21 protein-coding genes are annotated in these 22,958 nt (G+C 71.1%); 14 read left to right on the top strand and 7 right to left on the bottom strand.

Annotated features, from left to right (window positions below):
• Positions 1-52: 52 nt before the first annotated feature.
• Complete coding sequence (locus tag ABZX96_RS15320; RefSeq protein ID WP_355543781.1) at positions 53-454, bottom strand: helix-turn-helix transcriptional regulator; 402 nt, start codon at positions 452-454, stop codon at positions 53-55.
• Between the two features lie 207 nt (positions 455-661).
• Between ABZX96_RS15320 and ABZX96_RS15315 the strand changes: the two genes are divergently transcribed.
• Both ABZX96_RS15315 and ABZX96_RS15310 read left to right on the top strand, forming a co-directional pair.
• Positions 662-907 carry a helix-turn-helix transcriptional regulator gene (locus ABZX96_RS15315; protein ID WP_355543778.1) on the top strand — a complete coding sequence of 82 codons (246 nt, stop codon included), beginning with the start codon at positions 662-664 and terminating at the stop codon, positions 905-907.
• Between the two features lie 494 nt (positions 908-1,401).
• Positions 1,402-3,792 (top strand): hypothetical protein, encoded by a 2,391-nt coding sequence (locus tag ABZX96_RS15310; RefSeq protein ID WP_355543775.1) that lies wholly within the window; start codon positions 1,402-1,404, stop codon positions 3,790-3,792.
• Positions 3,793-5,288: 1,496 nt separating this feature from the next.
• On the opposite strand, the gene ABZX96_RS15305 is transcribed toward ABZX96_RS15310, so the two are convergent.
• Entirely contained in the window at positions 5,289-6,161 is an 873-nt protein-coding gene (locus ABZX96_RS15305) for an undecaprenyl-diphosphate phosphatase (protein WP_355543772.1), read from the bottom strand.
• A 514-nt stretch (positions 6,162-6,675) separates the two neighbouring features.
• Between ABZX96_RS15305 and ABZX96_RS15300 the strand changes: the two genes are divergently transcribed.
• Both ABZX96_RS15300 and tuf read left to right on the top strand, forming a co-directional pair.
• Positions 6,676-6,888, top strand: coding sequence for a hypothetical protein (locus tag ABZX96_RS15300; RefSeq protein WP_355543769.1), 213 nt, complete (start codon positions 6,676-6,678; stop codon positions 6,886-6,888).
• Positions 6,889-6,997: 109 nt separating this feature from the next.
• Positions 6,998-8,170: an elongation factor Tu gene (gene tuf / locus ABZX96_RS15295; RefSeq protein WP_355543766.1), complete on the top strand. Its 1,173-nt coding sequence runs from the start codon at positions 6,998-7,000 to the stop codon at positions 8,168-8,170.
• A 79-nt stretch (positions 8,171-8,249) separates the two neighbouring features.
• Here the strand turns inward: tuf and ABZX96_RS15290 are convergent, their stop codons facing one another.
• Positions 8,250-9,140, bottom strand: coding sequence for an NAD(P)-binding domain-containing protein (locus tag ABZX96_RS15290; RefSeq protein WP_355543763.1), 891 nt, complete (start codon positions 9,138-9,140; stop codon positions 8,250-8,252).
• A gap of 182 nt (positions 9,141-9,322) precedes the next feature.
• On the opposite strand from ABZX96_RS15290, the gene ABZX96_RS15285 reads away from it, so the two are divergent.
• The 3 genes from ABZX96_RS15285 to ABZX96_RS15275 all read left to right on the top strand — a co-directional run bounded on the left by ABZX96_RS15285 (position 9,323) and on the right by ABZX96_RS15275 (position 12,062).
• Positions 9,323-9,856 carry a CGNR zinc finger domain-containing protein gene (locus ABZX96_RS15285; protein ID WP_355543759.1) on the top strand — a complete coding sequence of 178 codons (534 nt, stop codon included), beginning with the start codon at positions 9,323-9,325 and terminating at the stop codon, positions 9,854-9,856.
• Positions 9,857-10,078: 222 nt separating this feature from the next.
• Positions 10,079-10,921, top strand: a complete 843-nt coding sequence (locus ABZX96_RS15280) for a patatin-like phospholipase family protein (RefSeq protein ID WP_355543756.1) — start codon at positions 10,079-10,081, stop codon at positions 10,919-10,921.
• A 286-nt stretch (positions 10,922-11,207) separates the two neighbouring features.
• Positions 11,208-12,062 (top strand): fused MFS/spermidine synthase, encoded by an 855-nt coding sequence (locus ABZX96_RS15275; RefSeq protein WP_355543753.1) that lies wholly within the window; start codon positions 11,208-11,210, stop codon positions 12,060-12,062.
• 102 nt (positions 12,063-12,164) lie between these two features.
• On the opposite strand, the gene ABZX96_RS15270 is transcribed toward ABZX96_RS15275, so the two are convergent.
• Positions 12,165-13,475 (bottom strand): MFS transporter, encoded by a 1,311-nt coding sequence (locus ABZX96_RS15270; protein ID WP_355543750.1) that lies wholly within the window; start codon positions 13,473-13,475, stop codon positions 12,165-12,167.
• A gap of 199 nt (positions 13,476-13,674) precedes the next feature.
• Here ABZX96_RS15270 and ABZX96_RS15265 point away from each other — a divergent pair, with 199 nt between their 5' ends.
• From ABZX96_RS15265 to ABZX96_RS15250, 4 genes are all read left to right on the top strand, one after another.
• Entirely contained in the window at positions 13,675-14,130 is a 456-nt protein-coding gene (locus tag ABZX96_RS15265) for a DUF4442 domain-containing protein (RefSeq protein ID WP_355543747.1), read from the top strand.
• 365 nt (positions 14,131-14,495) lie between these two features.
• Positions 14,496-15,161, top strand: coding sequence for a DedA family protein (locus ABZX96_RS15260; protein WP_355543744.1), 666 nt, complete (start codon positions 14,496-14,498; stop codon positions 15,159-15,161).
• Between the two features lie 205 nt (positions 15,162-15,366).
• Entirely contained in the window at positions 15,367-16,416 is a 1,050-nt protein-coding gene (locus tag ABZX96_RS15255; RefSeq protein WP_355543741.1) for an alpha/beta hydrolase-fold protein, read from the top strand.
• A gap of 97 nt (positions 16,417-16,513) precedes the next feature.
• Positions 16,514-17,044: a gamma carbonic anhydrase family protein gene (locus ABZX96_RS15250; protein WP_355543738.1), complete on the top strand. Its 531-nt coding sequence runs from the start codon at positions 16,514-16,516 to the stop codon at positions 17,042-17,044.
• 233 nt (positions 17,045-17,277) lie between these two features.
• Here ABZX96_RS15250 and ABZX96_RS15245 read toward each other — a convergent pair whose 3' ends face one another.
• Positions 17,278-18,504 carry an aromatic acid exporter family protein gene (locus ABZX96_RS15245; protein ID WP_355543735.1) on the bottom strand — a complete coding sequence of 409 codons (1,227 nt, stop codon included), beginning with the start codon at positions 18,502-18,504 and terminating at the stop codon, positions 17,278-17,280.
• Positions 18,505-18,837: 333 nt separating this feature from the next.
• Here ABZX96_RS15245 and ABZX96_RS15240 point away from each other — a divergent pair, with 333 nt between their 5' ends.
• Complete coding sequence (locus ABZX96_RS15240) at positions 18,838-19,683, top strand: DapH/DapD/GlmU-related protein (protein WP_355543732.1); 846 nt, start codon at positions 18,838-18,840, stop codon at positions 19,681-19,683.
• A 120-nt stretch (positions 19,684-19,803) separates the two neighbouring features.
• Here ABZX96_RS15240 and ABZX96_RS15235 read toward each other — a convergent pair whose 3' ends face one another.
• Positions 19,804-20,667, bottom strand: coding sequence for a DMT family transporter (locus ABZX96_RS15235; protein WP_355543729.1), 864 nt, complete (start codon positions 20,665-20,667; stop codon positions 19,804-19,806).
• A 103-nt stretch (positions 20,668-20,770) separates the two neighbouring features.
• Between ABZX96_RS15235 and ABZX96_RS15230 the strand changes: the two genes are divergently transcribed.
• Together ABZX96_RS15230 and ABZX96_RS15225 are read left to right on the top strand one after the other, a co-directional pair.
• Complete coding sequence (locus tag ABZX96_RS15230) at positions 20,771-21,343, top strand: XRE family transcriptional regulator (RefSeq protein WP_355543726.1); 573 nt, start codon at positions 20,771-20,773, stop codon at positions 21,341-21,343.
• A gap of 44 nt (positions 21,344-21,387) precedes the next feature.
• Positions 21,388-21,948: a YbaK/EbsC family protein gene (locus ABZX96_RS15225; RefSeq protein ID WP_355543723.1), complete on the top strand. Its 561-nt coding sequence runs from the start codon at positions 21,388-21,390 to the stop codon at positions 21,946-21,948.
• A gap of 353 nt (positions 21,949-22,301) precedes the next feature.
• Here the strand turns inward: ABZX96_RS15225 and ABZX96_RS15220 are convergent, their stop codons facing one another.
• Positions 22,302-22,808: a GNAT family N-acetyltransferase gene (locus ABZX96_RS15220; RefSeq protein WP_355543720.1), complete on the bottom strand. Its 507-nt coding sequence runs from the start codon at positions 22,806-22,808 to the stop codon at positions 22,302-22,304.
• Positions 22,809-22,958 lie beyond the last annotated feature (150 nt).

Below are 22,958 nucleotides of genomic sequence, written 5' to 3'. Positions count from 1 at the left end.
CGGGTACTCAGATCTCGTTTGGTCTTGGGGACGGTTGTGGCTTCGGGCGCGCTCAGTTCTTGGAGGGGGGAAGGCGTCCGCGACGCCGCAGCTCCTCGATGACGTAGCGCTTCAGCTCTCGGATGTCGGCCGCTGTGAGATTGTCGGTCACGGCGATGGCCGCGGCCTGTACGGAGTTCTCGATGTCGGTCTGCAAGTCGTGTGTGGCGGTGAGCGGATAAGACATGTTGAGGGCGGGAAGACTTTCGGCCATGGAGATCTGGGCGGCTCTGTCAAGTACGTCACGGCAGGTGCCCTGAGCCCAGCCGAGAACGAGCTCGATTTTTCGGTAAGTGACGTCACGGACGGGCTCACCTGCTTCGGCCTTGTTATAGGTCGTGATGGTGATCCCGGCCGCTCGTGCTGCGTCGATCTTGTGCAGGCCAAGCTCGATGCGCCGCTTGGCGATCAGCATGGCGAGGCGTTGAAGTGCGGCACTGTCTCGTGGGGCGGCCATGTCTTACATCATCGCAGGAGCCGTCAGGAACAGCTAGGAACAGTGGGAAGCTGACCGATTCATTCACTTTCCAGACGTCAGACAACGGCGAGAAAGTGCCGCATGAGACAAGTTACCGTTACGTATTACTAGAAAACACCATTAGGTGCGGCTACCTTTTCCTGCATGAAATTCTCCCCACCCACCTTTCGGGTGAACGGGGCGGCACTACGCGCCATGCGTATGCGTCAAGGGCTCGGGGTGAGAGAAACCGCCGAGGCCGTCGGGCTCAGCCGCAGTTACATCCAACGGTTGGAAACAGGCATCCGGCAGCGCATGAGACCGGCCACGTACGCCGCACTCCGCGACTTCTTCAATGCCACCGACGAGCAGCTGCTGGTTCAGCAGGAAGACCCGTCCGCAGAGTCGTGAACTGGTCTCCCCGAGGCCGTATCCGCCATCTCCTCCGTTGAGTACGAAGGTATTTTCACACGTGTCGGCCGCGAGGGGCGGAGAATGCGCCATCGCGAGTCGGCCGGACGCGGATGGTGTGATCCCTGTCGAAAAGGCTCGGCTCCTCCTGCGGGCGCGGCGCTGGGCCGAGAGGTACTGCGCGGCCTCTGTGGGAGTTTCTGCCGGTGGTAAGAGAGCCCTGCCGGTGCGGGTGGCATGGAAACGATGCCGCGTTGACCGGCCGGCTCGGCAGCCGTAGGCGTGGAAGTGAGCCGTCATGGGCGGACTTCCACGGCGAGAACCCGCAGGCGGAAGCGTCGTGCCTGCCCCTGTCCCGTCGTCGGCCGCCAATGCGGCGAGCCATGACCGGCGACCACGGGACGAAGAGCGGAAACCGGGCGTTGCGCACATCGGGGACCCAGGGAACCTGGCGTGTTTCACCCGCCATCAGTTGGGGGAGAGGAGTGCCGTTCATGAACGAATCCCACGGATCGCTTCTGCGGTCCGCGGCGCGGGAGCTTCACGATGCCGGACTGTGCGTTCTGCCCGTCAAAGTGAATGACGGAGTGGTCAGCGGCGTCCGCGGCTGGACCTTGTACAAGTCCGTCCGGTCCACGCCTGAGCAGCATGACGCGTGGTTCACCGGAACCCGGCACACCGGGATCGGCGTGGTGCACGGCAAGGTTTCGGGCAACCTGGAGACGATCGAGTTCAAAGGGCACGCTGTTCGCGACGGCCTCCTGGACGAGGTCACCGACATTCTCACGGGGGCCGGGTTCGGCCGGGAATGGCGCACGATTCTCAGCGGTTGGGTCACCGAATCCCCCTGCGGGGACCGATGTTTCCGTGTCCGTGTGGTTGGTGCTTCGGTGCCCCGAAGTACCAAGCTCGCCCGCCGTCTCGCCCGCGAGGTGGAATACACCCAGCAGGAACACCGGCGCCTCGCGAAAAGACCGCGGGCGGAGATCGTTCGCGTCCGGATCGAAACCCGAGGTGAGGGCGACTTCGGTGCCGTGGAACCTTCTTACCTCGGTGTTCGTACTTCCGGCAGGACCTACCGGCGCTATGCGGGCAGCCCTGCCACCATTCCCGTCCTGGCCGCTGACACCATGGCGGTCATCCGTGATGTCTGTCGCATGATCGATTCCCTGCCGAAATCAACGAAAGCCAGGACCGCGCCGTACCTTCGAAGGCCTTTGACGGAAGGGCAAGCCGGCCCCACTGATAACTTCGACGACCGGGTGCCCTGGAAAGACATCATCGGTGTCATTTTCGAACCCGTGCTCAGTCGGGGGCATAGGACCTATTGGCGCGAGAAGGGAAGGGGTAAGGGCGTTTCGGCAGTCACTGAGGAAACGGACAAAGGCAACCGTGTCCGCGTCTTGAGCACCTCCACCCCGTTTTCGCCTGAAACCTCCTATGGCAAGTTTTCCGCCTACGCGCAGGTGCATCACGGCGGGGATCACAGGAAGGCCTTACGCGCTCTTGTCGGGCAGGGATACGGGAGCGATCCCGCGGCGCCTTACCCCGCCGCCGGTTCTGCCGGGATCGTGCGGGATGAGACGCCGTCCGCGGGGATCGCTACCGCGTTGCCCAATGACTTGCCATCAAGGTCCCACGCTGCGGCGCGCCGGACGCGCGACCGCTCCAGGATGGACATGACCAACGAGGCCGAGGCCATGGAGCAGCTTCTGGCCGCCATGGCCGATGGTCGGCTGCCCGGTCTGTACCGGCGCTCCGGTGGTCTGTGCAGGGTGAGCGAGAACGGACAGGACGGTCCGCTGATACGGCAGCTCGATCCTGACAATCTGCGCGCCTACTTCAACGACCACGTGACCACGTTCATCACCACCAATGATCCGATAACCCGGACTCCCAAGAGAGTCCGCACCCTGGTCACACGGAAAACCTGCGCTACCGTCCTCGGACGCGAGGACTGGCCCGTGCCCCCACTTCGTGGAGTCGTCACCTCGCCTGTCGTCCGGCCTGACGATTCCGTTCTCGCAAAACCCGGCTACGACCCCGCCACCGGCCTCTACCTTCATCCCCATGTACCCCTGCGCCGACTGGGGCCCGCACTCACCCGGGGCAGCGTGGACAGGGCAAGGAAAGTCGTCCTGGACACCATGCTGGCCGGCTTCCCGTGGGTGGAAGCCTCAGACCGGGCCCAGTACGTCGGCGCACTCCTGGCCCCGATCCTCCGGCCTCGTCTGCCTGGGCCCACCCCCCTGGTCGTCATCACCACGATGGGATCAGACAGCGTTGCAACCCTGCTCAAAGACGTTTTCAAGTATCTGTACGGGCTCAGTGAGGCGGTGTGGCCCAAGGACGAGGCAGAACTGCGCAAGGTGCTCACCACGCAGCTGCGGGGCACTTGTGAGCCGGTCGTGTGCTTCGATGGCTTCCCGCAAGGCTGCGTCATCTCGTCACCCGTGCTCTCCTCTTTACTGATGAGAGAGACGTGGCGGGACCGCCTCCTCGGCAGCAACGAGATCGTCACCATCCCCAACGATCGGCTGTGGATCGTCAACGGGAACGATCTGCGTACTTCCAGCGACAACAGCGGGCAAACCCTGCGGATCCGCATTGATCCCGCTCGTTCCCATCCTGCTGCGCGTGGTGGCTTCGAGGCCGGTGATCTGCGGCCGTGGCTGACGAAGAATGCTTCTGCCGTCGTCGCGGCGCTGGTCACGATGGTTCGTGGCTGGCTCGCCGCAGGCGCTCCCACATTCCAGGCCCGGACGGGTGACCATTCGTCCTGGGGCGGTGCTGTCGCCGGTCTCCTGGGCCACCTCGGGATCACCGGGTGGCCGGCCGAGAGCGGAGAGGGGGCGATCGGCCCAGTCGGTGAGACGGACACATGATTCCGGGGCAAAGCGCGTCGCATGCCAGCGGTTCAGAGGCGCCGTGCTCTCCGGTTCCGGTACTGCCGCTGGGCCCCGCGGTGTTGTGCAAAACGCCACTGCCGCGCTGCTGCGCCTCCGCTTTCCGGGAACGGCCTACGGAGCGGTGCCTTCCGCTGATGTTCCTCGCCCGCGCCTGGGTGCCTGAAGGTGGTGCTCGCACGGCGAGAGCGGGGTCGTCTCCAGTACCAGAAGACGGACGGCTTCAACGTACGCGGCCAACTGATCGACCCACAACAGACCGGCCTCACGACGCAGGCAGTACGAGTCGCCCGGGGAACCGGAGTCGACAGCCAAGCAAATGCCCCCTTCTTGGCCGGCGGCGGACGGCCACCACGCGAGGTGCACGCGCAAGGCCATGTCGGTGACGCCGTCGAACGTAGGCGCCGACATGTGCAACGGTGCACCGTAGTGATGCACGTCTTCAAGGAAGTGCAACTCTTCTGCGGAGTGGTCGAGTACGCACCAGTGGGGGCAGACAAGAGTGGTCCGTCGGCCACGTACTGAGGCAGTGACATGACGTAGGGCGGTATGCCCCGTGGCAGTCAGCGTGCACAGGGCCGGAACGTCGGCTCGGTCCGGGTCGGGGGGCTCGCCGAGAGACGCAGAAATAGACTCCACGTGAAGTCCTTTCTCAATCTGAGGACTTGGTGACGAGCGAGATGTGAACTCGCTGGTCAGACCGGTGGGGTAGGCGTAGATATCCCGGCTGCTGCCAGTGCGGGAAGTGGGCGGGGACGGGAGATCAGGAACCTAGCTCACGGAAGGGAACCGGCTGGATCGGCACCGTCGGAATCCGGCTCCTCCGGGAAGCAAGGAAAGATCCAAAGCTGCACGGAGTGCCATGATTCCGCACTTTTACCGATGTACGGAGCCATGGCGCCTTGCGCGTGCTGACCTGCGTTAACAGCTGTGAACGAAGGTTCGCTGCTCTCGTGAAGGGCGTGTCGGCGGTGCTGGTTCCGTGCTGGATGACCCGGTGGGCATGGTGGGAACTCGACCAAATCGCGATCCCGAATGACCGCAGATGACAAGCTATGGCTGCTCATTTGTCGCGTGTGTGAGAGACATCAGGCGGTCTCGACCCGACGGACGACTTCCTCGGAGGTGGGGCCGGTTCGTGACGGTGGGCAGCGGTTACGGCTCGCCCAGCAGCGCGGTGACTCCGGATGAGCGGGGTCGTCGGCCGCGCACTCCACGGGTCGGGTGGTGCCCGATCGGAGAACCGGTGGCGCGGGCGTGCACGCTTTCACCGTTTCCTGCCTGGGCTGGGCCGAGCGCAGTGCCGGTTCCCCATGTGGTTCGACCCTCGCGTGGGGCTGGCGGATTGCTGTGCTGACGCGGTTGCCCAACAGATTCGAGCCATGAGAAAGCAGCGCGACAGCTGTGGTCTTCGGGCGGTTGACCAGCTTCGCAAAGAAGGGCTGTCTCTGTTGAAGACCTGCTTCGCCACGCCCTCACCCCGCCGATTCCCCCGCGTGCGGGCTCAGGACACCCGCCGCCACCAGGGCGAACAGGGCAAGGCCGAGCAGGACGCGGTAGATGACGAACGGCATGAAGCTCCGGGTGGAGATATAGCGCATAAACCACGCAATAACGGCGTATCCCACCACGAAAGCAATAACCGTCGCGAAAATCGTCGGCCCCCAGGAAACGTGGCCCTTTCCCGCGTCCTTGAGTTCGTAGGCGCCGGAGGCCAGGACGGCCGGGATGGCGAGGAGGAAGGAATAGCGGGCCGCGGACTCGCGGGTGTAGCCCATCAGAAGGCCGCCGCTGATGGTGGCGCCGGAGCGGGAGACGCCCGGGACCAGGGCCATGGCCTGGCAGATGCCGAACAGCAGGCCGTCCCGCACGTTCAGGTCGGTGAGCGACTTGCGCGTCCTGACGGCGCGGTGCCGTCCGCCGGACTCGTCACGGGCGGCCAGCCGGTCCGCGATGCCGAGGACGATGCCGAGGACCACCAGGGTCGTGGCGATCAGGCGCAGGTCGCGGAAGGGGCCCTCGATGGCGTCCTTGAGGGTGACGCCCAGTACGCCGATGGGGATCGAGCCGACGATGACCAGCCAGCCCATCTGGGCGTCGTGGTCGCGCCGCGTCTCCCGGTCGAACAGGGAACGCGCCCAGGCGGAGACGATGCGGCCGATGTCCTTGCGGAAGTAGATCAGGACGGCGGCCTCGGTACCGATCTGGGTGATGGCGGTGAACGCCGCGCCGGGGTCGTGCCAGCCCGCGAACGCCGCGGTCAGCCGCAGGTGGGCGCTCGACGAGATCGGCAGGAACTCGGTCAGCCCTTGGATCAGGCCGAGGACGAAGGATTCGAACCAAGACATGGGAATTTCGCTATCCAGAGGTTGGACCGGGCTCTTACCAGCGAGAACGGGGGAGAGGCCGGGGCGGGAGCGGTGGGCCGGGCGATGCGGAACGGTGCGGTCGGTCCGGTACGGAACGGCGCGATCGGTCCGGTAGGGAACGGTGCGGTCGGTCCGGTGCGGAGATACGACGGGGAGGGGACGGCGTGACAGGGCCCGGTCCCCTCCGGGCCGTCGTCGGGGTGGCGATCGCCGGGCGATCGGGGGCAGCGTAGCGCCCGAAGGTGACGGGGTGGCTGAAGGGCTTGGATGGCCCTCGCGCCGTGGACGACCGGTTTCGTGGCGGGGCTCGCGGTCGGGGTTCTTCGGTGGCCCCGCGGCCGGTGGTGGCAGGAGTCCGCCGAGGGTGGCGGGGCCCGCCGGTGCCGGGGCGGCAGGGCCTGTCCGGCCGGCGAGACGGCCGGCCGGTGTGGCCAACTGCCGCCCGTACGAAAATCGTTCGACGGGGGAAGCCGGTCACGGAAAGATATGGCACATGTTCCGGCAGCCCTTCCCCGTGCTCCCGTCCGCGGTCGCGGACGCGCCGAAGGCTGCCGTGGAATCGTCGGCGTCCGTCATCGCCGGCCACCTCAGGGAAGCCCTGCCGGGGAGGGCCTGCCGGTCCACCGCCACCACTCCCCTCACCGTGTCCGACGCCCTTGCCCCGTTCACCGCCTGCGCGGGTGCGACCGGCGGCACGCGAAGCTGACCCTCTCCGGAAAGTCCGGCGGACCCCGTAGGGGGAGGGTCGGCGAGACCTCGGGGTCCCCACGGCGTCCCGGCGCCGCATCACCGCGTTGTTGCGAGGAAGCACCGCCATGTCCAAGACCGCTTACGTCCGCACCAAGCCGCACCTGAACATCGGCACCATGGGCCACGTCGACCACGGGAAGACCACGCTCACCGCAGCCATCACCAAGGTCCTCAGCGACCAGGGCAGCGGCGCCTACGTGCCCTTCGACCGGATCGACCGGGCTCCCGAGGAGGTGACCCGGGGGATCACCATCAACCTCGCGCACGTCGAGTACGAGACCGACACCCGGCACTACGCCCACGTGGACATGCCCGGCCACGCCGACTTCGTCAAGAACATGGTCACCGGCGCCGCCCAGCTCGACGGCGCGATCCTCGTCGTCTCCGCGCTCGACGGGATCATGCCGCAGACCTCCGAGCACGTGCTGCTCGCCAAACAGGTGGGCGTCCAGCACATCGTCGTCGCCCTCAACAAGGCCGACGCGGGCGACCCCGAGCTGACGGACCTGGTGGAACTGGAGGTCAGGGAACTGCTCGCCGCGCACGGCTACGACGGCGAGCACGTGCCCGTCGTCCGGGTCTCCGGACTGCGGGCGCTGGAGGGCGACCCGCGGTGGACGCACGCGATCGAGGCGCTGCTGGACGCCGTGGACACCTACGTCCCGATGCCGCGCCGGCACCTCGACGCGCCGTTCCTCCTGCCGGTGGAGAACGTGCTGACGATCACCGGCCGCGGAACGGTGGTCACCGGGGCCGTCGAACGCGGCGCGGTGCGCGCCGGCGACCGGGTGGAGGTGCTGGGGGCGGACGTCGAGACGACCGTCACCAGCCTGGAGACGTTCGGCAAGCCGATGGAGTCCGCCGAAGCCGGCGACAACGTGGCGCTGCTGCTCCGCGGCGTCCACCGCGACCAGGTGCGCCGCGGGCACGTCGTCGCCGCCGTGGGCAGCGTGACGCCGCGACGCCGGTTCACCGCCGACGTGTACGTCCTGTCCGCCGCGGAGGGCGGGCGCCGGACGGCGGTGACCACGGGCTACCGGCCGCAGTTCTACATCCGCACCGCGGACGTGGCCGGCGACCTCGACCTCGGCCCGCGGGGCGTGGCCCGCCCCGGCGAGCGGGTCACCGCGACGGTGACCCTGGACCGTGACGTCCCCCTGGAGCCCGGCCTCGGGTTCGCCATCCGGGAGGGCGGCCGGACGGTCGGCGCGGGCACGGTCCGCACGGTGGAGGCGTGAGAAGTCCTCAGAGGAGGGGCTCCTAGAAGGAGAACGGGTCGTCCGGAGGGAACCTTCCGGACGACCCGGTTCCTTCTCGTCAACCGCGCATCCCCTCGACGACGCTCGCGAACTCGCAGTCGCCGTACCCCGCGGCGATCGCCCGGTCCACGAGGCCCTTGACGGTGGCCGGCACATCGGTGCTGATGCCGCGGTCCTGCGAGGCCTTGACGATGTGACCGAGGCCGGAGGTGTGGATGGCGAGGACGTCCGCGTCCTTGGAGTACCGCCCGGTGCCGATGTCCTCGGCCATGCTCGCCGCGACGGACGGGAACTGGGCCAGGATGGCGCCCAGGTGCGGTACGAGGTCCTGGGGCGGCACGCCTTCCCCGCCGGCCAGCGCGAAGGCGTGGACCATCCCGGCCAGACCGGCGTAGTAGAGGCTCAGCACCGCCACTTCGTGGGCCGTGGCCGTCCCGGCGTCGGGGCCGAGGTAGGGCGCCCGTCCGGCCAGGGCCTTGAGCGTGGCCGCGTGCGCGGTGTGGGCGCGGTGCGCACCGCTGTAGAGGATGGTCCCTTCGGGACTGCCGAGCTGGGTGGGCGGCATCAGCATCGCGCCGCTGAGGTACGCGATGTCGTGTTCGGCCGCCCACGCGGCGAGTCCGCGGTTGTTCCCGGGGGTGTCGGAGGTGAGGTTGACCAGCGCCTTGCCGGTCAGCGTCGGCCCGATCGGCTCCAGGACCCGGCGGACGGCCTCGTGGTCCAGTACGCAGACGATCACCAGGGGGCTCGCGGCCACCGCGTCGGCCGCCGTCCGCGCGCGCAGCGCGCCCCGCGCGACGAGTGCGTCGGCCTTGGCCGGGGTCCGGTTCCACACCGTGGTCGGATGCCCGGCCGCCAGCAGGCAGCGGGCCAACTGCCGCCCCATCGCACCCAGTCCGAGCACGGAGACAGGGGTGGGCTGCGCGGTGGTCGCAGGGGCTCGTTCCATCATGTACTCCTCACATCGTCCCCGGGGGATCGGCGTCGCGGGCGGGGCCGGGCCGGGAGTGTCACGCTCGTCGAGTGGACGGGCAGCGCGCGAACGCTCCGAGCCGCCTGATCATCAAGGCAGCCGCTCCGGGGTTCCTCCGGACCGGGGGCCGTTTCGATCAAGGATGCTGTAATGGCCTTATGCATCAGAACCCTTACGGGGAAGATCCCGTCCGGTTCATGGTCCGGCTCGCGGCCGAGCCACCGCGCACCCCCGAGGAATTCGCCGAACGCTGCCGGGCCGCGGGCATGGCCATCGACCGCCCGGTGGGTGCGGGAGACCTGGCGGAGATACGGGACTACATCCCGCGCTGGGTGGCCGTCGCCGACGCGGGCACCCCCGGAGAACGGGCCGCCCTGCTCAACGCGCTGCTGGCCGACTCCGCCGCCCACCCGCGCGTGACCGACCACGCGGACGGCGGCTGGCACCTCCACTACCGCGACGACGGCCTCGGCCTGGGCGCCGTCGTCCGGGCGGTGGTCAGCGTGGGCACGGCCCTGCATCTGACCGGGCGCGGCATGGACCGCCTCGGCCGCTGCGCGCTGGCCGAATGCGGGCGCGTGTACGCCGACTTCACCCGCGGCGGACGGCAGCGCTACTGCTCCCACGCCTGCGCCAACCGCGACGCGGTGCGGCGCCACCGGGCCCGACGAGCGGCGGGGAGCCGGAGCTGATCCCCCGGCACGCGGGCCGTGCGAGCCCACACGGCCGACGCGCGGCCCGTGCCGGGGAAACCCGCGCCATGCGGATGCGTCGGCGCCGGAACGCGCACGCCCGGCGCGATCGTTTGTGGGGGAACGGGGAACGGCCGGTGGACACGGGCGCCAAGGGGCGGGCCGTCGGGCCGAAAGCGTTCCGCGGAACGGTCCGCGGCGGGCGAGAAGGGGCGGAAGACGATGGCGGACACGGCACTCGTACTGGGCGGCGGCGGATTCACAGGCATCGGGTGGGAGATCGGGGTGCTGGCCGGTCTCGCGCGGGCCGGCGTCGACCTCGCAACCGCCGACGTGGTGGTCGGGACCTCGGCCGGCGCCCTCGTCGGCGCCCAGCTCACCTCCGGGGAGTGCACGCCGCTGGAGCTGTACGAACGGCAGCTCGCGGCCCCGGTGGAGGAGGCCGCGGCGCGGATGGGCACGGTGGCGATGGCGCGGTTCGCGTTCATCGCGCTGCGCTCGCGGGACGCGGCCGAGTTCGGCGTCCGCATGGGGCGGCTCGCGCGGTCGGCCCGCACGGTCCCGGGAACCGGCCCGCGCGAGGCCATCGCCCGGCGGCTCGGCTCGCACGACTGGCCGGCCCGGCGGCTGGTGATCACGGCGGTGGACGCGGAGACGGGGGAGCGGACGGCCTTCGACGACGGCAGCGGGATCGGACTCGTCGACGCGGTGGCGGCGAGCTGCGCGGTGCCCGGCGTCTGGCCGCCGGTGCGCGCCGCCGGGAGACGGTGGATCGACGGCGGGGTGCACTCCAGCACCAACGCCGACCTCGCCGCCGGCTACGGCCGGGTCGTCGTCCTGGCCCCGCTGGCGACGAGCGGCGGCCCGCTGCCCACCCCGCGCGCCCAGGCCGCCGAACTGGTCCGGAGCGGCGCCCGCGTGTGCGTCCTGACGCCCGACCGCGCGGCCCGCGCCGCGTTCGGCCGCAACGCCCTGGACCCCCGCAGGCGCGCCGCCGCCGCCCGGGCCAGCTACCGCCAGGCCACCGCGCACGCGCGGGCGGTGGGGCGGGTGTGGTCGCAGTGATCCCGGGTGGACCTGGGGAGCCGGCCTGTGCGAGGCACGTCGCCCGTCGCGGGGCTTCCGGAGGGAGGATGGGGACAGACCCGGGCCCGGGGCCGTCCGCGAGCTCCGCCGGAGTGGGCGCGCCGCGAGCTGTGACGCGTGGCCGGGCCTCAGACTTCGCAGGGAAGGGAATGGCCAGGCCGCGAGCTCTGACAGCGTGGCCGGGCCGTGCGTTTGAGAGCGTGCCTGGGCCGCGGGCTTCGCCGGACCGGCCGGCCCGTGCTGTGGCGGCGGGCACAATAGGGCGGTGGAACGAGCCCCCGAACCGATACCGGTCACCCGCACCGTCGAGTACGGCGTCGCGAAACTGCTGCCCGACGTGGACCGCCCGCGGGCCTGGCTGCTGACCGTGGACGGTGCCCCGCAGTCCTACGTCGACCTCGACGCCCCCACCCACCTGGAGTTCGAGTACGCGCGCCGGATCGGGCACGTCCTGGACGAGGCCGCCGAACCGGGGCTCCCCTTGGACGTGCTGCACCTGGGTGGCGGCGCGCTGACGCTGCCGCGCTACCTCGCCGCCACCCGCCCGGGGTCCCGTCAGACGGTCGTCGACGCGGACGGCGCCCTGCTGGAGCTGGTCCGCTCGCACCTGCCGCTCCCCGAGGGCGCCGACATCGCCGTCCACGCGCGGGACGCCCGCGAGGCCCTGGAAGCGGCGCCGGAGGCGGGGGCGGACATCCTGGTCGCGGACGTATTCGGGGGCTCGCGGGTGCCGGCGCACCTCACGTCCCTGGAGTACGCGCGGGCCGCCGCCCGCGCCCTGCGCCCGCGCGGGATCTACATCGCCAACCTCGCCGACAGCGCGCCCTTCACCTTCCTGCGGGGGCAACTGGCCACCTTCGCGGAGGTCTTCCCGCACATGTGCCTGATCGCCGAACCGTCCGTGCTGCGCGGACGCCGCTTCGGGAACGTCGTCCTGGTCGCCTCGCGGGCGGTACCGCCGGTCGGCCGGCTCGCCCGGCGCGCCGCGGCCGACGCCTTCCCGGCGCGGGTCGAGCACGGCGCGGCGCTGCGGCGGCTGATCGCGGACGCGGCTCCGGTGCGCGATGCTCAGGCGGTCCCCTCACCCCGGCCGCCGGAAGGTTCCTTCAGCATCGGCTGACGCGACTGGTACGGGCGGAGCAAGGGGTCCGGCGTCTTCTTTTCACGCGCCCTTTTGGAAGCGATTCCGCTTCGTTTCTTCATTCTTTCGCATCTGTCCGCGTCAGCCCGCCCGCTCGGCCCCGGCCACGGCGCCGACCACCTCGGCGTCGTCCGGGACCACCACTGTGGTGTCCTCGGCGGCGGCCGGGGCGGGTTCCGGCGGGCGGCGGGTGAGGCGCCGGACGTCCCGCACGCACAGCACACCGGCCGTCAGCACGACGATGAGCGCGGCGCAGCCCCACAGGGCGGCCGGGCGGCCGACCAGGTTCTGGACGGGACCGGCGAGCGCGGTGGCCAGCGGCACGACGGCGACCGAGCCCAGCCAGTCGTACGAGGAGACCCGGGAGAACTTCTCCTCGGGGATCTCCTGGTGCAGCGCCATCATCCACGTCACCGCGAAGACCTCGACCGACACTCCGGTGAGGAACATGACCGGTATGAGGGTGGCGGCCGGCACCGGCACCGCCAGCGCGGCGGACGGCAGGGCCAGCGGGAAGACGCACAGCGCGCCGGCGAGCAGGATGCGGCGGGGCTTGCAGCGGGTCATCACCAGCGCACCGCCGACCGTGCCCGCGCCGAAGGCGGCCAGCGCCAGTCCCCAGGGCCCGGCCCCGCCGTAGTGCTCCTCGGCCACCAGCGGCCCGTACACCGCTTCGGCCGCCGCGATGACCGCGTTGACCAGCGAGAACTGCAGGACCACCGACCACAGCCACGGCCGGGAGACCACCTCGCGCCAGCCGTCGCGCAGGTCGTGCAGCACGCCCTTGCCCGGGGCCCGGGCGGGGATGTGGCGGACGTCGAGGAAGGCCCGCAGCACCGCCGCGACGGCGAAGGACGCGGCGTCCACGGCCAGCACCCAGCCGGGACCCAGGGCGGCGACCAGGGCGCCGCCGAGCGCCGCGCCGCCGATGTTCGACCCGTTCATGGCCATGCGGAAGAACGCGAAGGCGCGCCCGGAGTGCTCACCGGAGACGCTGGCGAGCACCATGCCCTCGGACGCCGGGGCGAAGAACGCCTGGCCCGTCCCGCCGAGCGCCGCCAGCACCGCCATCTGCCACAGCCGGGGCTCGCCTGTCAGGACGAGCACCGCGAAGGCGCCCTGCGAGACGCAGTTCAGGGTGTTGGCGGCGACCATGACGCGGTGCCGGGGCAGCCGGTCGGCGACCGCGCCGCCGATGAGGAGGAAGACGACCAGCGGCACGGTGCGGGCGGCGGCGACCAGTCCGACGTCGGTGGCGGAACCCCCGGCGCCCAGGACGGCGAACGCCGTGGCGATCAGCGCCCCGGCGTTGCCGAGACCGGCGACCATGGTCGCGGCCGTGAGCAGCAGGTAGTTGCGTCCGGCCCAGGCCGGGCGGGCGCTCAGTCGCATGGCGCCGGGGGAAGGAGCCGGGCGGGGTGGTGGCGCGGGCGGGTGGCCCGGAGGACCGCGTGGCGTCGTGGGGGGTGAGGCTCGCCGCGCGGCGGTTGCTGACCTGGACACATGGGGCTCAACGATAACGGCGCCGGGGACGGCGGACCGGGCCCGGGAGGGGCTTCCACCGCAAGCTACTCGTAGGTAACGTTGCGCCATGTCCTCCGAGACCATGCCGTCGATCGGCGAGATGATGACGGCCACCGTGCCGATGGCCCGCACCCTGAACCTCGAATTCTCCGAGACCAGTCCCGAGCGGGCCGTGGTCCGCCTCCCCGACCAGGCCGACTACCACAACCACGTCGGCGGGCCGCACGCCGGCGCCATGTTCACCCTGGCCGAGTCGGCGAGCGGCGCCATCGTCCTCGCGGCGTTCGGCGACCAGCTCTCGCGGGCGGTCCCCTTGGCCGTACGGGCCGAGATCGGCTACAAGAAGCTGGCGATGGGCCCGGTCACCGCCACCGCGGAACTCGGCCGCCCGGCCGCCGACGTGGTGGCGGAACTCGACGCGGGGGAGCGCCCGGAGTTCCCGGTGCGCGTCGCCCTCACCCGCGAGGACGGCGCGGTCACCGGCGAGATGACCATCGTGTGGACGCTCCGGCCCCACTCCTAGGCCCCGGCGTCACAGCGACGCCTGCCGGGAGGGTCGCCAGGCCCGCCTGATCCGGTCGCTTCCCCTCCTTTCCGGCCCGCCTTGCGCACCGCGCACGGCGGGCCTTCGCGTCCTGTGCGGCCGGTATGACGGCGCCCGGGCGGACGCCGGAAATGGTGAATTGGTTCCGCTGTGACCAGCGGAAATTCCGATTGGCCCGATGCCCGATGAGAGGGCTGTCCGGACGTGGTGACGGGGTGTCGATCAAGTAGGCTTCCCCGGGCGTGGCGTACCGCGCGCGGAGACACGGGGGATTTCCCTCCACCGGCGTCGAGGGAATGCCGGTACCGGCCCACGGGGCCTCGGATCAGGCGGAGGAAGCGACCTTGCACATCCAGGAATGGCTGGAGAACATCCCGGCGGTGAGCGTCTACCTTCTGGTGGGCATCGTCATCGGGCTGGAGAGCCTGGGCATACCGCTGCCCGGCGAGATCGTCCTCGTCAGTTCGGCGATCCTGGCCGCGACCCAGGACCACATCAATCCGTACGTGCTGGGCGCGTGCGCCTCGGTGGGCGCGATCGTCGGTGACTCCATCGGTTATCTGATCGGCCGCAAGGGCGGGGAACCGCTGCTGCGCTGGGCCGGTCGCAAGTTCCCCAAGCACTTCGGCCCCGACCACGTCGCGATGGCCAAGGAGAAGTTCGACAAGTGGGGCATGTGGGCGGTGTTCTTCGGCCGCTTCGTCGCACTGCTGCGCATTTTCGCCGGACCGCTCGCCGGTGTGCTCAAGATGCCGTACTGGAAATTCCTCATCGCGAACGTGCTGGGCGGCATCGTGTGGGCCGGTGGGACCACCGCGCTGATCTACACCCTCGGCGTGGTCGCGGAGTCCTGGCTCAAGAGGTTCTCCTACCTGGGGCTGGTGGCCGCGGTGCTGTTCGGCATCGGTTCGTTCCTCGTGGTCAAGCGGCGCGCGAAGAAGGCCGCCGCCAAGCGCGAGGCCGAGGAGGCGGCGTCGGTGGCGCCGCCGGTCGGCGCGAACGCCGACTGACGAGGCCGCGGATCCGGGGCGGGCGCGGCGGCCGTGAAAGCGTCCCCGTCCCGGAGTTCCCGATCCTCGGGGCGGAGGGGTGCTCCGACCCGACTGTTTTATCCAGAAATCCCGCGTCCGGTGACCCCGATGGTCCCTGCCGGACGCGACGTCGGCAGCGTGTGCCGTCCGCTGCCGGACACGATCTGCCGAGGAGTTCGTCCCCATGAAATGCCTGCGTGCCAGTACCGCGACCGTGGCGGCGGTGAGCTTGCTCGCCACGGGGCTGCTCGCCGGTTGCGGCCGGGGGGACAACGTGGATCGAGTCGACCGGGTCGACGCTTCCAACGTGCCCCGCCTGCGCCCGCACGTGCGCGATGCGAGCAGCGGTGGGCCCAAGGTGGTGCAGCCCACCGGGCCGCGCTCGACCTTCACGACGGCACGGACGACCGGCGACGACGGCACGAAGATCGTCAAGACGCGCTGGCACGGCAAGAAGTCGGGGTTCACCGGCGACATATGGGCCTGGGTGCCGCCGCAGTACAACGACCCCCGGTATGCCAAGAGCGGGTTCCCGGTGCTGATCGCGCTGCCCGGCGCGTACGGATATCCGAACAATTACTGGATCGGCGGCGATTTCCAGCTCCAGGAAAAGGTGGCGGAATGGTCGCAGGAAGGTAAGACGCTGCCGTTCATCCTCGTCATGCCGGTTCTCAATCCGAAGAAGAAGTACTTCGACGGCAGTGACATCCCGGGGCAGCCGAAAATGGGCACCTGGCTCGCCGAGGATGTGCCGGACTTCGCCCGGGCCAATTTTCGTACCTACGAAAGCCGCGACGGCTGGGCATTCATGGGATCGTCGTCCGGTGGCTTCGCCGCGATGAAAACCGTCCTGAAATACCCGAACAAATTCAAGGCCGTCATCGCCAACGGGCCGGACGTCGCGCCGGACTCTCCGATGTGGAAGGGCCACCCCCGGGAGAAGCAGGCCAATGACCCGGGCTGGCTGGCCCGGCGGCTCCGGTCCAAGGGAGCGCCGGACATCTACATGGCCTTCGAGTTGGGTTCCACCGAGGAGGCGGTGCCGATCGTGAAGAAGTTCATGCGGGATCACACGGGCGGTCCTCTCCACACCACGCTGTTCGAGATCCCGAACGGCCGGCACAGCGGTCATACGTACATCCTGAAGATGGCCGATTCGCTGCACTGGATCAGCGAGAAGATGCTGGGCCCGGTGCCCGCGGCGCTGCCGAACACCTCGCGCCCTGAGTCCTGAGACACCTCCGCCCGCGCCCCTCCCGCCCGCCGGTCTCCCGAAGCCGTGGCTTAGCCTGCGGGCGGGCGCGATTCCTATGTGAACGAGGAGAACGGCTATGGCACAGGAAGCACTGATCAGCGGCGTGGGCGGGTCCGAGCCGGACGTCTCGCCGGACGCGTTCACCGCGCCCACGTCCGTCGTGGTCGGTGACGTCACGATGGCGGCCGGTTCGAGCATTTGGTACCACGCCGTGCTCAGGGCCGACTGCGGTTCGATCGTTCTCGGCGCCGACAGCAACATTCAGGACAACTGCACCGTGCACGTCGATCCAGGGTTCTCCGTCCGCGTCGGGGAGCGGGTGTCGGTCGGCCACAACGCCGTGCTGCACGGCTGCACCGTCGAGGACGACGTGCTGATCGGCATGGGCGCCACCGTCCTGAACGGGGCGCGGATCGGCGCGGGCTCGCTGGTGGCCGCGCAGGCGCTGGTCCCGCAGGGGATGGAGGTGCCGCCGGGCTCCCTGGTGGCCGGGGTGCCCGCCAAGGTCAAGCGGGAGCTGACGGCGGAGGAGCGGGAGGGCATCAAGGCCAACGCGGCCATGTACCTGGAGCTGGCGAAGAGCCACCGCGCGGCGCACGAGAGCTGATCGGGGCGGGGCGGGCGGCAGCCGTCGGGGCGGGGCGGGGTTCGGAGAGCGTGACCGGCCCCGCCGGACGCGACGCCGGCCGCCGTCACCCTGTGCCTCCTGCCGCGGGCCGTCCCGGCCGCGGCCCTGCGCCTCCCGCCGTCGGCCGTCCCGGCCGTCCCGCCCGCGGGACGCGGACCTCTCGCCCGCCGCACCGTGCCGAGGCCCGTCCGCGGGACGGGCCCGCCCCCGCCTCACCGCCCCGAGCCCCGTCCGCGGGACCGGAGCAGCCGCGGCAGCTTCCGCAGTTTCTCCAGGTACGGGTACTTCTCGCGCTGCTCGCGGGACTGCCGGTCCAGCTCCTCCACCAGCCGTTGGAAACGTTTCTCCACATCCAGCTCGTCCAGAATGCGGTCCACCTCCGCCAGCAGCGCGCCGTGCAGCTGCCACTGGCGGGGGTGGGTCTGCACTCCGGCCAGGAGCATGTGGGCGACGATCTCGCGGCTTTGCCGACTGGCGGCCAGCTCCTTGACGAGACGTTCCTCCGCCTCCTCGGCGTTGGCGCTGACCTGCGTGGTGATCAGCACCGCGAAGCTCTCCACGGCGCGTGCCATGTGCCGGAACAGTTCCCGCAGGGCCTTGGCGACGTCGTCGGGGAACAGCGGTTCGCGGGTCCGCGCCTTGGAGAGGTCGGTCAGCGTGCGGCACGCGGTGCGCAGCACCACCGCCGAGATCTCCAGGGTGTCCAGGCCGGTGCGCAGCACGACGCGGTAGAGCAGCCCCTCGCGCACCCGCGGGTTGAGCCGCAGGCTGTCCTCCGCCTGCCGGAGGGACGCGTCCACCTGGACGATGTCGTGGTCCAGCCGGCGCGCCTCATGGAGCCGGGCCGCCGCCTCGGCGACCGGGGTGTGACCGGTGACGGAGTCCCCGAGGTGCAGCAGCAGCCGGCGCATCCGGCCCGCCAGGTCCTCGATGGCCGCGCTGGCGGGCTGCACCCAGACCGGCGGGGCGAAGAAGATGTTGAAGAGCATCCCGACGACCGCGCCGATCAGCGTCTCCAGCACCCGGTCCCAGGCCGTGGGGCCCACCCGTGTCACGCCCAGCACCAGCATGGCGCTGATCGCCACCTCCTGGACGAACTCCCCGGCCTTCACGAACCGGCCGATGACCAGCGCGGCCAGGATGATCAGCCCCAGGCTCCACCAGGTCAGTCCGACCAGGGCGCTGAAGCCGATGGCGATGACCACGCCCACCACCACGGCGTTCACCCGGCGCATGCTCGTGGTGAGGGTCGCGTACAGCGTCACCTGCACGACCAGGAGCGCGGTCAGCGGGGCGGTCAGCGGCGCCGGCTCACTGCTCAGCCACAGGGCGACCACGTACGAGATGACGGCGGCCACGGTCGACCGGACCGTCTGGGTGACCACCGGTTCCCTGCGCCGTCGGACCAGATTCAGCAGCGGATCAGTTACATCAGGCACTCTTGGCCTATTCCCGCTCTGCGGCGCCGCAGGCCCCTTGGGCCACGGGGCCACCCGTGCGCCCCGCCGCCGGGTGCCCATCGAAGCGCCGCGGTCACCGCCGTACGAGGTACCGCCGGGCCGTGGTCCAGAGGGCTTTTCCGCCCGCGCCGCCCGCCCGGAGCACCCGGGAGCGGCGTCCGGTCCCCTTGGACGCGGGGCCGTCGCGCCCGCGCCGTCCGCGGGCCGACTAGGACATTCGTTCTTGGCGTGGGTCGGCGGCGCGCCGTCGTGGGGTGAAGATCACAACGGGTGACGGGCGCCGGACGGGCGGGGGCTGAGTACGGTGAGCGGGTGCCCAAGCAGAACGTGTTCTCGTCCGTGGGGTCCTGGCGGCGCCGGGCCGTGTCGCGCGCCGTCCACCGCGGCGCGCGCTGGATACGGGACGCCGGAGCCGTCACGGCCGAGCGGCCCGGCCCGTACCGCTTCCGTCGCCTGGGCGCCGGCACCCGGCTGGCCTTCCCGCAGGGCACGATCTTCGGCGACCCGTGGATCGAGGTGGGCGAGCACTGCATCGTCGCGCAGGGCGTGACGCTGACGGCCGGCATGATGCCCGACCTCGACCTCGGCCCCGACCCGATCCTGACCCTCGGCAACGGGGTGGTGCTGGGACGCGGCAGCCACGTGATCGCCGACGTCCGGCTCACGATCGGTGACGACTGCTTCTTCGGCCCCGGTGTATACGTGACGACGACCAATCACAGTTACGACGACCCGGACGTGCCGGTCGGCAAGCAGTGGCCGCGCAGCGAGCCCGTCACCATCGGCCCGGGCGGCTGGATCGGCACCAACGCGGTCATCCTGCCGGGCGCGCGGCTGGGCCGGAACGTGGTCGTGGCGGCCGGTTCGGTGGTCCGCGGCGAGGTGCCCGACCACGCGGTGGTCGCCGGGGCGCCCGCCCGGACCGTCCGGACCTGGGACCCCGAAGCGGGGTGGCAGCCGCCGCTGCGCACCCCGGCACCCGTACCGATCCCGGAGGGGATCACGCCGCAGCAACTGCTGGCGCTGGCCGAGTGGGAGGCGGAGGGGCAGGGGCCCGGGGGGCCTGCCGGGCGGCTGCCCGTGACTCCCGCCGATGAGCCGTCCGGGGAGCCGCGAGCGCGTCGTAGAGTGCCGGCGCAGCCCGCGTCCCCGGAGTAGAGGGGACAGTCGAACGGATACCGGGCGGAGGCGGCGGAGAGACCGGCGCCCCGCCCCCGCGCACGGCCTGGCCCGCCCCCAGCAGCACGAAAGCGCCTGACAACGCCCCCGGAAACCCCCTCAGGACGCGAGCAGCGCCGACCCCACCAGAGCGAGCCCGGCGCCCGTCATCTGCACGGCCCGCAGCCGTTCCTTGAGGAAGCCGAGGGCCGCGAGGGCGGTGATGACGGGGTAGAGGGAGGCGAGCACCGCGGCCATGGTGACCGGGCCGGTCCGCGCGGCGATCGCGTAGGTGCCGTTGGCGGCGACGTCCGCGAGGCCGACGAAGGCGAGCGCGGGCAGCGCGGCGCGGACCGTCGACCGGCCGCCTTCGGGCAGCGCGGGCTCGCCGCGCCGCACCTGCGCGTACAGCGCGGCCCCGCCGACCGCGACGTTGCACAGCCGCTGGACGAACAGGGCGAGGAACAGCCCGGTGACGGTCGTGGACGCCTCCGCGATCAGGGTCATCACCGCGCCGAACCCGAACGCCGAGAAGAGCGTCAGCACGATCGTCCGCCGTTCCACCGAGGCGCCGCGGAACTGCGGCCCGCCGGCCAGCAGCACGCCCGCCACCGCGACCGCCATGCCCAGCGCCTGCACCAGGCCCGGGCGCTCGCCCAGGACGATGCCGACCCCGACCGGGACGATCACCGTCCCCAGCGAACTGAGCGGCGAGACCACGCCCATCGGACCGAGGGCCAGCGCCCGGTAGAAGGCGAGCATCGCGGCCGGTCCGACCACGCCGGCCGCCACCGCCCACCACAACTGCGGCCCGGCCTCCCGCCACCCACCGGTGGCCAGCACGATGGCGCCCAGGACCAGGGTGGCGAGCGCCTGGGAGAGGACCACGACCGTCAGGGCGGGCATCCGCCGGGTGAGCAGCCCGCCGCCGAAATCGGCGAACCCCCACAGCAGGCTGGTGGCCAGGGCGAAAACGGCAGTCATGGGGAAACCTCGCAGTAAAGTGCAGTGTGCTGAACGCGGCAGTACAGCGCACCGTAGTGCAATAAGATCGACCAGGCATTCACTATATTGGACGGATGAGAGCGTGACGGATCTCGACCAGCTCACCCAGTCGCTCGCCCGCAACCTCAAGCGCTGGCGCGCGGAACGGGGTTACACGCTCGACGCCCTGGCCGCCCGGGCCGGAGTGAGCCGCGGAATGATCATCCAGATCGAGCAGGCCCGGACGAACCCCAGCGTCGGCACCACCGTCAAGCTCGCCGACGCGCTCGGCGTCAGCATCACCACCCTCCTCGACTACGAACAGGGACCACAGGTGCGGGTGGTCGGCCCCGGCGAGGCGGTGCGCATGTGGTCCACCGAGGCCGGCAGCCACACCACCCTCCTCGTGGGGGCGGAGGCCCCCGGCCCCTTCGAACTGTGGGACTGGCGGCTGATGCCCGGCGACGAAAGTGCCTCCGACCCGCACCCGCCCGGGGCCACCGAACTGATCCACGTCGCGGAGGGCGAGTTGACGCTCGTCGTGGACGGGACGGAACACCGCGTGCCCGCGGGGTCGTCGGTCACCTTCGAGGCCAAGGTGGCGCACGCCTACCGCAACGACGGTGACGAGCCGGTGCTGATGACGATGGCCGTGAGCATCCCGCTCGGCCACTGAGACGCCCGGACCCGCCCCTCAACCGTCCTGTTAGCGTGCCGGGCATGCCTGTTCCCATGGACGCCTTCGACGACCCCCGGCCCGCCCTCACCCGCCTCGACCTGCTCTGCGAGCCGGTCGCCGCCGCCCTGCGCGACTGGCGCGGCACCGTTCCCGCCGAGCAGGTCGTCCACGTCGACACGGACCCCGCGATCGCGGACACCGCTCTCCTGGTCGAGCGGTACGGCGCCTGGCTGCTGGACCAGTCCGCGAACTGCGTGGTGGTGGCGGGCAAGCGCGGCGGCGAGGTCACCCTGGCGGCGTGCGTGGTGCCCTCCAGCACGCGGGTGGACGTCAACGGCGTGGTGCGCCGCCAACTGGGCGCCCGCAAGGCCTCGTTCGCCCCCATGGACGCGGCGATCGGCGGCACCGGCATGGAGTACGGCGGCATCACCCCGATCGGACTGCCCGCCGACTGGCCGCTGTTCGTGGACGCCGCGGTCACCGACCTGCCGTACGTCCTGCTCGGCAGCGGCAGCCGGCGCGGCAAGCTCATCGTCCCCGGCAAGGCGCTGGCCGGACTGCCGGGCGCCGTGGTGCTGGAGGGGCTGGGGGTGGCGGGGTAGCGGTCGCGCTGCTGTGCCTGTGGGGGCGGATCGGCGTACGGCTTGGGGGTGAGGCGCGCATGGGGCGTCGTTCCGGGCCGTTCCCGGCGGTTGCGCGTCCGCTTCGGCGCTTCGAACGCGGAGCCCGTCACCGCGCGGGGCCCGTGGGGCGCTCCGGCCGCCCAGGTCCCTCGCGCCTTGGTCCCTGGGGGCGGCGTTTCGGGAGCCCGAGACCGTTCAGGACGGGTGGAGCGTTTCCGCCGCCCGGATCCCTCCCGCCGTCCGGCGGTTCGGTGTCCGCTTCGGCGCTTGGAGAGCCGCCACCGCCCGGCGCCCCTCCCACAGGTCCCGACCGCCACCCCGCCTCCGGTCCGTCAGCGCGCGTCGTCGCGGGAGCGCAGATCCAACGAGAGCGGGACGGAGTGTTCCGTGAAGCCCAGGCTCCGGTACAGGGGCTCGGCGTCGGCGGTGGCGTGCAGGTCGACGCGGCTGACACCGCGCGCGGCGAACCAGTCCAGCAGCGCCCGGGTGGTGGCGCGGGCGTAGCCCCGCCCCCGGTAGCGCGGATCGGTGCACACGCTGAAGACGAACCCGAACCGCCCCGACGGGTGGCCGGGCGCCGCCAGCCGCTGCTCGACCCGCCCGACGGCGCAGGCGGCGAGGTGCGGCACGTGCCCGCCGTCCGCCCCGCCGCCGTCCCCGTCTATGACGAAGGCACCCAGCGGCGCGTCCGGTTCGCCGAGCTGGCGGCGGGCCGTCTCCTCGGCCGTCCTCTCCCAGTCGCCCGGCTCGTCGCGCCCGTTCATCGCCGCGAACATCAGGCGCCGCAGCCGGACCAGTTCGGCGGCGTCCGAGGGACCCGCCATACGTGTAACGATCATGGACGGACGCTAACGCACCGTTCGCCCGGGGCCGGTCGGGGGGCGGCGCGGGCGGAGCCACGTCGATCGGGCGTCGGCGCGGCATCCGATGGGCGGAGGCCGGGTCCGCACATCGCGGACGTGCGGGAGGGGCGGGCCTGCGGCGCCGGG

It is taken from the genome of Streptomyces sp. NPDC003077 (assembly GCF_040611095.1).
Lineage (GTDB): Bacteria > Actinomycetota > Actinomycetes > Streptomycetales > Streptomycetaceae > Streptomyces.
The sequence above is the reverse complement of the archived record's forward strand: the minus strand, read 5'-3'. Positions and strand labels throughout refer to the sequence as shown.

What these genes read in the sequence shown, in the direction of transcription:
- ABZX96_RS15320 (WP_355543781.1), bottom strand. Translation starts at nt 454, where the DNA reads ATGCTGATCGCCAAGCGGCGCATCGAGCTTGGCCTGCACAAGATCGAC.
- ABZX96_RS15315 (WP_355543778.1), top strand. Translation starts at nt 662, where the DNA reads ATGAAATTCTCCCCACCCACCTTTCGGGTGAACGGGGCGGCACTACGC.
- ABZX96_RS15310 (WP_355543775.1), top strand. Translation starts at nt 1,402, where the DNA reads ATGAACGAATCCCACGGATCGCTTCTGCGGTCCGCGGCGCGGGAGCTT.
- ABZX96_RS15305 (WP_355543772.1), bottom strand. Translation starts at nt 6,161, where the DNA reads ATGTCTTGGTTCGAATCCTTCGTCCTCGGCCTGATCCAAGGGCTGACC.
- ABZX96_RS15300 (WP_355543769.1), top strand. Translation starts at nt 6,676, where the DNA reads ATGTTCCGGCAGCCCTTCCCCGTGCTCCCGTCCGCGGTCGCGGACGCG.
- tuf (WP_355543766.1), top strand. Translation starts at nt 6,998, where the DNA reads ATGTCCAAGACCGCTTACGTCCGCACCAAGCCGCACCTGAACATCGGC.
- ABZX96_RS15290 (WP_355543763.1), bottom strand. Translation starts at nt 9,140, where the DNA reads ATGGAACGAGCCCCTGCGACCACCGCGCAGCCCACCCCTGTCTCCGTG.
- ABZX96_RS15285 (WP_355543759.1), top strand. Translation starts at nt 9,323, where the DNA reads ATGCATCAGAACCCTTACGGGGAAGATCCCGTCCGGTTCATGGTCCGG.
- ABZX96_RS15280 (WP_355543756.1), top strand. Translation starts at nt 10,079, where the DNA reads ATGGCGGACACGGCACTCGTACTGGGCGGCGGCGGATTCACAGGCATC.
- ABZX96_RS15270 (WP_355543750.1), bottom strand. Translation starts at nt 13,475, where the DNA reads ATGCGACTGAGCGCCCGCCCGGCCTGGGCCGGACGCAACTACCTGCTG.
- ABZX96_RS15265 (WP_355543747.1), top strand. Translation starts at nt 13,675, where the DNA reads ATGTCCTCCGAGACCATGCCGTCGATCGGCGAGATGATGACGGCCACC.
- ABZX96_RS15255 (WP_355543741.1), top strand. Translation starts at nt 15,367, where the DNA reads ATGAAATGCCTGCGTGCCAGTACCGCGACCGTGGCGGCGGTGAGCTTG.
- ABZX96_RS15250 (WP_355543738.1), top strand. Translation starts at nt 16,514, where the DNA reads ATGGCACAGGAAGCACTGATCAGCGGCGTGGGCGGGTCCGAGCCGGAC.
- ABZX96_RS15235 (WP_355543729.1), bottom strand. Translation starts at nt 20,667, where the DNA reads ATGACTGCCGTTTTCGCCCTGGCCACCAGCCTGCTGTGGGGGTTCGCC.
- ABZX96_RS15225 (WP_355543723.1), top strand. Translation starts at nt 21,388, where the DNA reads ATGCCTGTTCCCATGGACGCCTTCGACGACCCCCGGCCCGCCCTCACC.
- ABZX96_RS15220 (WP_355543720.1), bottom strand. Translation starts at nt 22,808, where the DNA reads ATGATCGTTACACGTATGGCGGGTCCCTCGGACGCCGCCGAACTGGTC.